Source organism: Lonsdalea quercina subsp. quercina (assembly GCF_000688655.1).
GTDB classification, from domain to species: domain Bacteria; phylum Pseudomonadota; class Gammaproteobacteria; order Enterobacterales; family Enterobacteriaceae; genus Lonsdalea; species Lonsdalea quercina.
In genome coordinates this window covers 266,961-279,587 of the sequence record NZ_JIBO01000004.1, presented here as the reverse complement: position 1 = coordinate 279,587, position 12,627 = coordinate 266,961, and the positions used below count along the sequence as shown (strand labels likewise).

The window sequence follows — 12,627 nt, the reverse complement described above, 5'->3', positions numbered from 1 at the left end:
AGAGAAAATAAGATTATTTCTATTCATCTATTGGCGGTCGGAAACCGTTCTATTCTCCATCATCTCTTGGTAAAGCTCTATGTAACTTTGCGTCATTTTCTCGGAAGTGAACAAATGATTGAAGCGTGCAAGCGCTTTTTCGCCATAATCTTTTGCTAATAAAGGATTTTCCCAAAGAGTAGTCATTGCCAATTTGAGCGCGCCGGAATCTTCTGGAGGAACGACGATTCCGGTTTCCCCATCGACGTTAATATACGTTGTGCCTGTACCAATCTCGCACGAAATAAGAGGCTTGGCATACATAGCGCCTTCAAGCAACGTGATACCAAATGCTTCAGAACGAAGGTGAGAAGGGAATACCACGCCACAACAGAGTTGTAGTAGTGCAATTTTATCTTCTTCTGAAAGTAACCCGAGAAAATGTGTATTTTTCAATCTTAAATCTTCGGCTTGCTTTCTAAGTTCCGATTCCAATGAGCCAACTCCAACGATGGCTAATGGATAGTCTACGCCTTCCATTGCATTCAAAAGGACATCCAGTCCTTTGTAATATCGGAAAGCACCGACAAAAAGGAAGAAACGTTCACCGAGTCGTCCGCGCCAATAATCTAATCTTTCAGCACCGACGGATTGATAAAGGTTTCTATCCAGTCCATAAGGTATGACTTTCACCTTAGATGAAAATTTTTGCAAGGTAGAGCTTGAAGCCAAATAGTTAGGAGAGGATGCAACGATATAATCGACAGAACTTAAAAACTTATTCATTAATGGCGAGTAGATTTTTAGGGCGAACTTTTGTTTCACGATATCAGAATGATAACTCACAATACTGGGTTTTCTGACACCTGAAATAAAATGCAAAATATCCATAAATGGATAAGGGAAATGATAATGAATAATATCAGCCTGCTCTGCTAATTTTTTGAATTTTTTTATAGCGTTGAAAGAAAATGGCGTAGATGCCAGCTCAAAACTTGTTTTTGAATAATAGGATGAATGAGATCCAACTACTCCACCATCAATATTACCCCGTGGACTTAACGTTAGCGTTGTCACAGAAATATCACGACGACTAACTGTTTCACTCAATTGAAATATGACCTGTTCTACTCCTCCGAATGTATCCGGATAATAGGTTTTATAAAAGTGCAAAACTTTCAACATATAAAATCTCAAATTTTCTGGTAAGCGCGAATCGTCTCTTGAGCGCAACGTTGCCATGAAAACAGCGCAGCGCGTGCTAAACCATCTGCTTTAGCCTGATTGCGCCACATATCATCTTCGATACTTTTTTGAATCAACTCAGTTAGCGATTCCGTATCCAGAGGATCACACATCAACGCACAATCACCGACAACTTCAGGGAGAGATGAACTATTTGAGCATATGACAGGCACGCCAGATGCCATAGCCTCCAGGACAGGTAAACCGAATCCCTCATAAAGAGAAGGAAAGATAAAACTATGCGCACCTGCAAATAAGTAGGGAAGATCAGCAGACTTCATATAGCCTAAATAGTGCAACCATCCTGCACGTTGTCCCTTCTCGAAACGGTGATGTAAAGCATCACTGCTCCAGCCCTTAAAACCACAGATAACTAATGGATATCTCTGTCGCAGCGCTAATGGCAGTCGTTCATAAGCATCAAGAAGTGTTTCAATATTTTTACGGGGCTCGATAGAGCCAGTAAATAAGCAATAATTGCCCGCACTGAGTCCATACTCTGCAATCACTGTTGTGATAGCTTGAAACTCGCGTGGGTAAAAGTCCCCACTGCTTGCTAAATGCGCAGAATAAACTCTGTCCAAAGGGAAATTGAAATAATCCGCGAGCTCTCTACGCGTAAAATCCGAATCAGTGATCAGAATATCTGCTCGTTTGATCGTTAAGAGTAATTCTTTTTGCATAAATCTAATACGAGCTTTCGGATGGCATTGAGGCCAAGTAAAGATGGAAAGATCGTGAAATGTCGCCACACTTGGACCTACTTTGGGAGGCAAGTAAAAGTTAGGGCTATGGTAAATAGCATCACGATGTTTTTTTAATGTTTGCGACTTCAGTGAGGGTACAGTATGACGATAAATCTCTGAAATCAATCTACTTTTAAGCAATATTCTACGTAGACTGAACCCTGATGATATTGTTTCTTTAGCAACAGGAATGTTGTTAGATAATGTCCTTCCTCGAAGAAACAAAAGCTCAGAGATCTCTGAGCTTTTTTCTAAACAAGCCGCTAACTCGTAAGCATAACGACCAATTCCAGTTAAAGGGTACCTAATAGAATCTGTACCGAATATGACTTTCATTTATTCGCTTTCCAGCATCCAACGAAGAGTTTCTTCAAGGGCAGGCGTATCCCATGTACCAATGATTGAACGTAACTTTGTTGCATCTCCACAAAGTGTCTTAACTTCATTTGCCCTAACAAAGGCAGGATTGACTGAAATTGTTAAAGTGTGACCAGTTATTTTTTCGCACAGATGTATGACATCACGGATCGAGTATACCTTTCCTGAACAAACATTAACCGTTTCTCCTACGGGCTTGATCTTCAATAACCCTAAATAGGCACGGCACAGCGCCCGCACATCTGTAAAATCTCGCCAAACGTCAATATTTCCTAGCTCTAAAGTGGAAGCTCTTTGTTTAAAATGCTTAACGATTTTCGGCAAGAGAAAATTATCCGCCTGACCCACGCCGGTATAGTTAAATGGGCGAGCGATAATAATAGGTAATTTATCCCCCCATAAACTTGCCATATATTCCATGGCTAATTTACTGACAGCGTAGTCATTGGCTGGATTAACTCGCGTATTCTCACTGAGCGTCCCTTCAGTGCTATTGCCATAGACGTTAGCACTACTGGCAAGCAGTACTGCATCTAATTGACGGCCCGACGAATGCAAAGCCTGGAGCAAATTTCGCGTTCCCAACAGGTTAACGTTATAAAAGGCATTAACGTCCCCATGACCCACAAATGCAATAGCAGCAAGATGCACTACCACATCAGGCGCGATCTCGTCGACGGCTTTGGTTAAAGCATCAAGATCAAGCAAATCCACCTGATGGTAATCGGCTTCTTCCGATGGCATGGAACCCATCCCGAATACCCGGAATCCGGCAGCGGATAACTCCGCTGCCATATACTGGCCAGTGAACCCATTGATCCCGGTAATCAGGGCACGTTTGCCAGTAGCCAACATCAGAAAGAAAACCCTTGCTGATTACGGCGCAGATCTTCCTCAACCATCATCTGGCATAACTCTTCCAGAGACGTTTTTGGCTCCCAGCCTAACACTTCTTTTGCGCGCTCTGGGTTACCAATCAATAGCTCAACTTCTGCAGGACGGAAATATTTAGGATTAACCCGAACCAGTGTCTTGCCGGTGGCAACATCCACACCGATCTCGTTTTCGTCCTTACCTTCAAAGCGCAAGGTATAACCCGCCGCTTTGAACGCCATTTCAACGAAATCACGCACTGTTTCGGTACGATTAGTTGCAAGAACAAATGTATCCGGCTTGTCGGCTTGCAGCATACGCCACATACCTTCGACATACTCTTTGGCAAAGCCCCAATCGCGTTTAGCATCCATATTGCCAAGTTCTAAGACATCCAGTTTGCCTAGTTTGATTTTGGCCACAGAGTCAGTGATTTTACGCGTCACGAACTCACGTCCTCTCAACGGGGATTCGTGATTGAACAGAATCCCGCTAGACGCAAAAATATCGTAACTTTCGCGGTAGTTAATCGTCATCCAGTGTGCATACAACTTGGCAACACCATAAGGGCTACGAGGGTAGAAAGGCGTGTCCTCTTTTTGAGGAATAGCCTGAACCTTGCCAAACATTTCGGAAGTTGAGGCCTGATAGAATCGAATCTTCGGATTAACAATACGGATTGCTTCAAGCAGGTTAACCGGGCCAATCCCTGTGATTTCGGCTGTCGTCAGTGGCTGTTCAAACGAAACACCGACAAAACTTTGGGCTGCCAAGTTATAAACCTCTGTCGCCTGGGTTTGCTGCAGTAGACGAATGCTGGCAGAAAGGTCGGTCAGGTCATATTCGACCAGATGCAAGTTAGGATTTTTATCGATTCCCAGCTCTTCAATACGCCAGAAGTTGACTGAACTGGTGCGACGGTAAGTTCCGTATACTACATAGCCTTTATCCAACAACAGCTCAGCAAGATAAGCGCCGTCTTGGCCAGTGATGCCGGTAATTACTGCAGTTTTCATACTCAATCCTATATATTAAAAATTATTTTAATTTAGCAATGGGAAGTTGTTCCAGCAATTGTAGAGTACTTTCTTTCCACGTAAGCCAAGGAATAGCCTTCGACTGAATCGTCGTGCCGTTCTCATCCATCTTCATCCATTTTTGTATCGCCACANCAACATCTTCCGGTTCATCACCTCGGAAATAAAGGGCGTTTTCGGCAGCCACTTCTCTTAACACCGGAATGNCTCGACAAATGATCGGCAAACCGTTCTGAGCAGCTTCGATAACAGGTAATCCGAAGCCCTCAGCCAGTGACGCCACAATCAGTGCCTGCGCATTAGCATAAATTTCGCTCAAGAATTCATCACTAATCCCATTCAACCAAAAGAGTTTTTCGTTGAACTGCTGATGACTCGTTATTTTATTAATTAGAGCGTCAATGTCCCACCCTTTTTTACCGACAATGACAAGATTACAGTCAACGCCAAGTTCCCAAAGCTTGTCAAAAGCGGCAATGACCTGGGCATGACCTTTTCGGGGCTCGATAGTACTCACCATCAGAAAGGTCGTTCTCTTCCTAATCTTTGACAAAATTTCGTCAGAATCGGCTGGCAGTCCCATCGAAGGAAGGCTGGAGGAAAGATCCGCGCCTAAATGGAAATGTTTGATTTCGAGATAGGGATTGATAGTGTATTCATTAGCATGCTCAGATAGCCATTGTTTGACTTCATGAGCCACGCTTTTTGAAATGCAGACTAACCCATCTGTATGACCCGCTAACGATTCTAGCCACACGGGAAAAGCGGCTTGTATTCCTTCCGAACACCATTGAGGATTCAACAACGGGATAATATCGTAGACGACATAATAAACACGAGCTCCGGCTTTCCGTGCATCTTCCAACTGCCTGGCAAGAAATGGAAACAAATGAGCCGTAAGATCCAAACCTAAGAGAATATCATCCTTGGCAAATAAAACTGGGACGTCTCCTTCCTCATGGTTAATACCAAATTTCTCTGCAACAAAGGTATTCGCATAGCGAAATACACCACCGTAAGTGCAGTAAACCGGCCTGATACGATACCCGGGAATATCAAGCTGCAGTAGGTTCGACAATACACTACGTACCACTCGTTGAATGCCCGTAGCTGCATCCACCTCAACCAGAACGGATATATCGACCAAAAGCTCTTTTTGATGACGTTGATAACAGTTTCTGGCAATAGCCCAGGCAACACCCAATCGATCTACCTCATTCAATTCTTCATCTGTAAGATCATGAATACGGGCTAATGCCCGCTGGTATGCGCTTTCGGGAGTGATTGGCTGACGGTCTATTTGATTCTGAGAAAGGCTCTTTTCAAAAGCCTTCAGCGCTGTCTGCGCCGTTTTATCCCATGAGAACTCTTTCGCCTGACGCAATGCATTTTCGCGAAGCGCCTGATAGAACTCGCTATCCGTCAAAGCACGAGTCATCAGATGGGTCATATCGTCAACATCTCGAGGATCGAACATAGACTCCGACCATCCCATCACTTCGGGGAGACTGCTTGTGTTAGATGCAATGGTGGCGGCACCGCAGCTCATGGCTTCAAGGGGCGGTAAACCAAACCCTTCGTGAATGGAAGGGAAAACAAACAACTTACAAGTATTATAAAGCCCAACAAGATCGTCATCAGGAATAAACCCAGTAAAGACAATATGATGCTCAGGAAGACCGTATTTCGCAGCTATTCCCAGCAAATGTTCTTTGTCATGAGGTTTGATCTGACACGCGAGCAGAAGCACATATTTTTCTTTTAGCTCTGCAGGTAAAGCCGCATAAGCTTGGATCAGGGCCTCTATATTTTTTCGAGACTCGACGATACCAATCGTCATAATATATTCTGAAGGAATATGGTATTTATGCCAGAGTGCCCTTTTACTCTTATCAGAAACATCTATGACCTTAAAATTCGAGCTTGAAGCAGACGAAATATTCGTTACTTTTCCATGTTCAACCTGAGTATGGGCTTTAACCTCACTTGCGGCTGACTCAGAAATAGCTAACAAACCGTCTGCTTTTGGCAATTCGGCCAATAACCCCATATAAAAATTTTTATAATCGGGTGAGGTTAAATATCTCTCCGGGTACAAAAATGGGATGAGATCGTAAATAACAGTAAAATGACGGACTGCACTTGGGCTATCGGGATATGATACTATATAATCACCATGATATCCCTCAGTAAACCCCATATTACACACAACATCTGGGTTAATATTAGCGATAGCTAACTCTCGGCATATCTCCGCCGCTTTAACCCTTCCCTTATTGCCATAATTGATTTGAGCCGTTGGCCCATAAGCTGAAAAAGTATAAATATCTTTATCGGGTACTAAACCTAAAAATTCCTTTTTCACTGCATTAGTTAGATCATTAGAATAAAGACCACTTAATAACAGGCTAACTTTATGTCCGGAGGCATTATTTATAATAGATTTTGCTAGCATTAGGGAATAGCGACCAATCCCTCGTAACCTACTCTCTGTCTGGCAACTTTGTAGGTCAATAAGAATATGCACGTTTATTTCTCCATCAAAATTTATTTTTTTATTTTTTGGTAGATCTCATTCACTTCAGGAGGGAGATCGTCTCGAACTTCCAGTTGATGTTCCAAATGTGAATGCTGCTGTATAATATCTTGTTGGCTTGCTCTATGTGCTGGGTTTAGTCGTTGGTAAACTTTCAACGCATTGGGATATTGACCAGTCTTATGCATAAGATTAATAACAAATATTTTCATTCTGGGATGCGTTCGAAGAAATGAAAATGCTTTATTTAACACTCTGTTAACCAAATGCTTGCTGCGTTGAATCACTCCAAATTTGCTTAGCAGATGGATCTGTAATCCAATATAACGATAACCTGCTGTCATGCGCCAAGATCGGCTAGAAAGTATAGCCTGAGTTTGCTGTTGTAAGATCGTATTCTCTTCTGTCAACTTATTAATTTTTATCTCGGCTTCTCGCAGTAAAGCATTTTCAGCTGCCATCTTTTCTAATTGCTGTTCGATCCTTTGCAATTCGCACCGCTGAAGCTCAATGTTTTCTGATGTCAACCTTTGGACCTCTTCCTCGATTCGACGTAATTCACACTGCTGTAACTCTAAATTTTTTGAGGTTAAATTATTAATACGGGTCTCTATTTGCTGTAATTCGGCATTTTCCGAGGTGAGATTATCAACCGTTTTCTCAGTCAGATGTAATCGTTGCTCTAACTCTTCTTTTGCCTGCTCCAACGAGGATATTAATTGCTCATTTAAACTCGTAATTTGTTCTGGCACACTTTGTTTTAACAAAACAAGTTTATTCTTTAACTCATCACGATAAACGTCCAACTGCTGATTACTGTGTTCAAGTGCACTACTGAACCTATGATCCAGGTGCGTTACTGCATTGATTAGGTTATTAAGCTTAGACTCAACCTCCTTCAGTTTTTCTTGCTCGAATACCATCATTTGTTCTTGAGCAGTAATCCAGCGCTCAGAGCCAGAAGCCAATTCATCAAAGTCTGATAGATTCTCTTTATCATGAAACAATTTATTTAGCAGATCGAAACTCCACTCAGCTTGAGGCACTTTCCAAAATGCATAAAGCCAGTTGGCATACAGTCTTGGAAGCTTAAACGGACTAATCATTACAGGGCGAATAAAAGCAGTGCGAGCTTGTTCGGGAAGAAATATTTCATTCACTAAGATAAAAAACGACTGAAATATGTCACCTGGCCATGCACAATCTTTTTTTGCATTCGATATGGAACCATAATCAATTAGATTTACCTGTTGGTCATCTGAGATCATGATATTCCAACTTCTTACATCATCATGATACAAACCAATATTTTCTAATGCAACCAGCTGTTTTAATATTTGGATAAAGAAAGATTCAAAATCGATACTTTCTTTGTTTTTTAAGCGTTCCATCAATAAATTGCCTGGTAAACGCTCCATAACTAACCAACTTTCAGTCTCATTTTCATCACTGAGAAATAATTTCGGTGTTCTCATGTTGGGCAGTGAGGAACAGCTTAGGAATTCAGCTTCAGCTTTCAACTCTGCGGCGTTACGTTTACCCTCGATCTCTGTGAGTTGGCCATTAACAGATCTATGCTGAAATATTTTACATACATATTCATCTGAAAAATAATAACGACGACTGCCTTTATGAATGTTGCGGTCGGCCGAATAGGGGTTGTCGTACCATTGCAAAAAAGGTTGGCAAAAATCGCCCAATGCAACATAACTATTGCTAACAAAATACATTGGACGCGATATATCAGACAAATGAGTAGGAAAACTAGCGACCTGATGATAGAAGTGGCACTGTTCTATGAGTTCCCTGGGATCATCCGGTTGAGCTTCTCCCCAGTATAAAGGCTCTTCCTTTACTGCGAGCTCAAGAACCATTAATTTAACATTATCGGCCAGCTTAAACAGCCATTCTTTAACTTGTGGAATACCATGTTGATAAACGATATGGTGGAATACACTCAGTCCGATAACAAAATCGTACTCATCTGGATTTAGACTCTGGATCGTGTCTTCAATTCTTCCGATAGTAAAATTCACATTTAAATTTGAATTTTCTTGCGCTAATGCTTGGCATACATCAATATTTTCCTGTAAAAAGTCAATGCCAGTTACAGTCGCACCACGACTTGCTAAATTAAGACTAAAAAATCCCTGAGCGCAGCCAAGATCTAGTACACGCAAAGGGCGATCAAGTGTCTTCGCTAATGCATCATACTGCTTATTAATAATCATCAAACGTTCATTGCAATCGCGCGACGCTTCCTGGTTCCATTCAGCATGACCATAAATCGGTTGATAAACCTCTGGCAATGCCGATACAAGATCTTGCAAAGTCATACTCATAATACCTTTAATTACAACTTTCAAATTTAGATTTCAAATCGACAACACCCCAAAATTCCATGCCTTTATGTACATGAAGAATGATCGAGTCGTATCGGCGATCCAGAGGAATCATTTCTGATTGGGCGCTTCCCGAAGAAATACCGAAAGAGAGCAAATAGTCTCCTTGGTTTAAATTGAGGGGGAAGCTAAATTTGAAAATATGCATATCTCCTTGACGTACACTCATATTACTTCGGCCTTCAGATGCCAGAAATGAGTTTGTACCGTACAAGAATATGCCATCTAGTGTTTTAATTAGTATTCCAGGAACGACATTTTCGAAGTCGTTTTCAAATATTACTTTAAAGTAAAACTCAGTGAACTTATTACTTTCAATACTACTGGGGTAATGGGTTCCATCGACCAAAATATCATAGTCAATTATTTTTGCTCCCCCTTGCCCCCAACGATATTCTTCCGGACGATACCCCGGATGCGTACAAAACACATCCTCACTATTGCTTAATAGCAAATCGCTACCTGCTGAGGTTTGTTTATCTTGTGTTTCTGCTAACAACGATTTTTCAGATTTACCAAAAAGTTCATCGAGATACCGATTCGTCACATCGCGAGCCGTCCCGTCCATCTCCACAGAACCGTTTTTGAGAAATATTGCTCTGTCACAATGTTTTACTATGTCGCCCGCACTATGGGAAACCAAAAGTAAAGTGGTACCTTGTTTTTTAAATTCGGCAATTCTCGCATAACATTTAGCCTGAAAGCGCGTATCTCCTACGGAAAGCGCCTCATCGACAATCAAGATGTCCGGACGCGACGCTGTCGCAACAGCAAATGCTAACCGCATTTGCATACCGCTGGAGTAAATACGCACAGGCTGTTCGATATAGTCACCGATATCCGCAAACCTTTCGATATCAGGCATCAATTTCGTTATTTCTTCACGGCTTAATCCCATCATTAAGCCCGCCATGTAAACATTTTGGCGCCCCGTGAAATCAGGGTGAAACCCCATACCTAACTCAAGAAGCGCGGCGATGCGCCCGTGGACTTTTATTTCACCTTCCGTGGGCTTAGTGGTACCCGTTAATAACTTTAATAGAGTACTTTTCCCTGCGCCATTAACCCCAACAATACCGACTGACTCGCCTTTATTGATAGTAAAGTTGATGTCTTTTAATACCCATTTTTTCGTGTGTTTTACTGATGAGTCAGGAAGAAGCTTTTCCAGTAAACGAAGCCACTTGGAAGAATAATATTTATAACACTTACCAAGTTGGTTAACTGAGATACATGTCATTACAATTCATCCACAATATCAGCCGAGTGTTTTTTGAACATCTTCCACCCAAGTACGAATAAAACAATAGCAATCAAAGTTACCGGCCAAAGCGAATTCCAATCAGGCGCACGGTGGTAGAGCATCACACTCTGGTAGCCTTCAATCAGATTGGCCATCGGATTATATTTCAATGCATCGCGAGCCCATTCAGGGATGGTTGAGCTAACATAGACTATTGGCGTAAACCAAAACCAAAACTGCAGCAATATACTGACGAACTGACCAATATCCCGAACGAAAACATTCATAACGCCCAGAAAAACACCCAAACCTACGGAGAACAACATTTGTATAATTAGTAGAGGGATAATGCTAAAGAAAATCCACCCAGGAAAGTTTCCAGAGAAAACCAAAAATAATAAAAAGAGCGAAAATATGATCAAGAAGTTGATAAATGCGGAGCTAGCGACAATGATAGGAAGACATATTCTCGGGAAGCTCAGCTTTTTCAATATATTGGCATTAGCAATAAAAACATTCACTAATCCATTCAATGTCTCTGAAAACAGTCCCCACGTTAACACACCTGAGCAGAGATAAATGCTATAAGCGTAGGGTCCTGACATATCAGACATCCGCGCACGCATCAGCTCAGAAAATATTAATGTATAAACAGCGATCATCGCTATTGGTTGAAAAATCAGCCATAGCGCCCCAAGAAAACTACTTTGATAACGGGACTGAAAGTCACGTTTGATACTATCAAGAATAAAGCCGCGATAACGAGATATCGCCTTTAGAAGACCGAGTAACATGAATTATTCACCACCCAGAATATCGAGAATTTCATGTGTCTTTCGGTGCATCACAGAAGAGTCCTGCTTAGATTCAACGTTTAAACGCACAACAGGTTCTGTATTTGAAGTTCGCAGGTTAAAACGCCACTCAGGGTATTCAATGCTAATACCATCAGTGAGATCGATATTTTTAGCATCGGGTTCATAGATGGCACGAATTTTCTCAATCTTGCGTGTTGCATTTTCCAGCTTACGATTAATTTCCCCTGAAGCCGGATAGGCAAGTAAGCGATCTCCAACCAGTTGGCTCAGCGTTTTACCTTTAACCGCCACCAGCTCAGCCACCAGCAGCCACGGGATCATGCCGCTATCGCAGTAAGCGAAATCACGGAAATAGTGATGGGCGCTCATTTCTCCGCCGTAAATAGCATCTTCTTTACGCATACGTTCTTTAATGAAGGCATGCCCGGTCTTAGACATCACCGGAACCCCCCCGGCTTTGGTCACCACATCAATGGTGTTCCAGGTCAAACGCGGGTCATGAATGATCTTGGCACCCGGCTGCTTCTGCAAGAAAGCCTCAGCCAAGAGGCCAACGATGTAATACCCTTCGATAAACTCGGCATGCTCATCAAACAGGAAGCAACGGTCGAAGTCGCCATCAAAGGCGATGCCCATGTCTGCGCCATACTCACGTACGGCATCAGCCGTATCTTTACGGCACTCAGGCAGCAACGGGTTAGGGATACCATTGGGAAATGTGCCGTCAGCCTCATGATGAACCTTGATAAATTCTACCGGCGCGCCTGCCTGCTGGAAGCGCTTTTCAATCTCATCAACCACATGTCCCGCAGCCCCATTGCCTGAGTTGATCACCAGTTTCATCGGGCGCTTGAAGTTGGACAGGTTCACATACCCCATCAGGTGATCGACATACTCTTTCAACATCGAGATCTGCTTGTAGCTACCTCGTTTAGATTCATCGACCGGACCAAAGTTATTCTCTTCCGCCAATCGTTGAACGTCACGCAGGCCGGTATCGCCGCTAATCGGCTTCGCATTTTCACGCACCAGCTTCATACCGTTATAGTTCATTGGATTGTGGCTAGCAGTGACTTCAATACCGCCATCAATACCTAAATAAAAAGTAGCAAAGTAGATCTCTTCAGTACCGCTCATACCAATATCCAGTACGTCCGTACCCGCATCCCGCAAGCCTCGCGCCAGCGCCTGCTTCAGCGTTTCACTGGTTAGACGGACATCGCCGCCCACGGCAATGGTTTTCGGTTTTAAAAACTCACCATAGGCTCTGCCGATACGATACGCGATATCTTCATTCAGCTCAGGGCCTAATTCACCGCGAATATCGTAGGCTTTGAAACATGTTAATGCTGACATAAATCCCTTCTAAA

General features: G+C 42.6%; 9 protein-coding genes. All 9 read right to left on the bottom strand.

The window, feature by feature from the left end:
- Positions 1-27 precede the first annotated feature (27 nt).
- Positions 28-1,164, bottom strand: a complete 1,137-nt coding sequence (locus RZ35_RS04100) for a glycosyltransferase family 4 protein (protein ID WP_175527818.1) — start codon at positions 1,162-1,164, stop codon at positions 28-30.
- A gap of 8 nt (positions 1,165-1,172) precedes the next feature.
- The gene (locus RZ35_RS04095; RefSeq protein WP_036152598.1) at positions 1,173-2,306 is read right to left on the bottom strand and encodes a glycosyltransferase family 4 protein; all 1,134 of its coding nucleotides are present in this window, start codon (positions 2,304-2,306) and stop codon (positions 1,173-1,175) included.
- Positions 2,307-3,203 carry a GDP-mannose 4,6-dehydratase gene (locus tag RZ35_RS04090; protein ID WP_026742157.1) on the bottom strand — a complete coding sequence of 299 codons (897 nt, stop codon included), beginning with the start codon at positions 3,201-3,203 and terminating at the stop codon, positions 2,307-2,309.
- Positions 3,203-4,237, bottom strand: coding sequence for a GDP-mannose 4,6-dehydratase (gmd, locus tag RZ35_RS04085; RefSeq protein WP_026742156.1), 1,035 nt, complete (start codon positions 4,235-4,237; stop codon positions 3,203-3,205). The genes RZ35_RS04090 and gmd overlap by 1 nt, the downstream gene beginning before the upstream one ends.
- Before the next feature lie 22 nt (positions 4,238-4,259).
- Positions 4,260-6,098, bottom strand: coding sequence for a glycosyltransferase family 4 protein (locus RZ35_RS04080; RefSeq protein ID WP_455709691.1), 1,839 nt, complete (start codon positions 6,096-6,098; stop codon positions 4,260-4,262).
- Positions 6,099-6,805: 707 nt separating this feature from the next.
- Positions 6,806-9,130: a methyltransferase domain-containing protein gene (locus RZ35_RS04075; RefSeq protein WP_162174219.1), complete on the bottom strand. Its 2,325-nt coding sequence runs from the start codon at positions 9,128-9,130 to the stop codon at positions 6,806-6,808.
- 13 nt (positions 9,131-9,143) lie between these two features.
- Positions 9,144-10,436, bottom strand: a complete 1,293-nt coding sequence (locus RZ35_RS04070) for an ABC transporter ATP-binding protein (protein ID WP_026742153.1) — start codon at positions 10,434-10,436, stop codon at positions 9,144-9,146.
- Positions 10,436-11,233, bottom strand: coding sequence for an ABC transporter permease (locus RZ35_RS04065; RefSeq protein WP_026742152.1), 798 nt, complete (start codon positions 11,231-11,233; stop codon positions 10,436-10,438). Before RZ35_RS04065 ends, RZ35_RS04070 begins: the two co-directional genes overlap by 1 nt.
- Positions 11,234-11,236: 3 nt before the next feature.
- Positions 11,237-12,613: a phosphomannomutase CpsG gene (gene cpsG / locus RZ35_RS04060; protein ID WP_026742151.1), complete on the bottom strand. Its 1,377-nt coding sequence runs from the start codon at positions 12,611-12,613 to the stop codon at positions 11,237-11,239.
- Positions 12,614-12,627: the final 14 nt, after the last annotated feature.

What these genes read in the sequence shown, in the direction of transcription:
- RZ35_RS04070 (WP_026742153.1), bottom strand. Translation starts at nt 10,436, where the DNA reads ATGACATGTATCTCAGTTAACCAACTTGGTAAGTGTTATAAATATTAT.
- RZ35_RS04065 (WP_026742152.1), bottom strand. Translation starts at nt 11,233, where the DNA reads ATGTTACTCGGTCTTCTAAAGGCGATATCTCGTTATCGCGGCTTTATT.
- RZ35_RS04075 (WP_162174219.1), bottom strand. Translation starts at nt 9,130, where the DNA reads ATGACTTTGCAAGATCTTGTATCGGCATTGCCAGAGGTTTATCAACCG.
- RZ35_RS04090 (WP_026742157.1), bottom strand. Translation starts at nt 3,203, where the DNA reads ATGTTGGCTACTGGCAAACGTGCCCTGATTACCGGGATCAATGGGTTC.
- RZ35_RS04100 (WP_175527818.1), bottom strand. Translation starts at nt 1,164, where the DNA reads ATGTTGAAAGTTTTGCACTTTTATAAAACCTATTATCCGGATACATTC.
- gmd (WP_026742156.1), bottom strand. Translation starts at nt 4,237, where the DNA reads ATGAAAACTGCAGTAATTACCGGCATCACTGGCCAAGACGGCGCTTAT.
- cpsG (WP_026742151.1), bottom strand. Translation starts at nt 12,613, where the DNA reads ATGTCAGCATTAACATGTTTCAAAGCCTACGATATTCGCGGTGAATTA.
- RZ35_RS04095 (WP_036152598.1), bottom strand. Translation starts at nt 2,306, where the DNA reads ATGAAAGTCATATTCGGTACAGATTCTATTAGGTACCCTTTAACTGGA.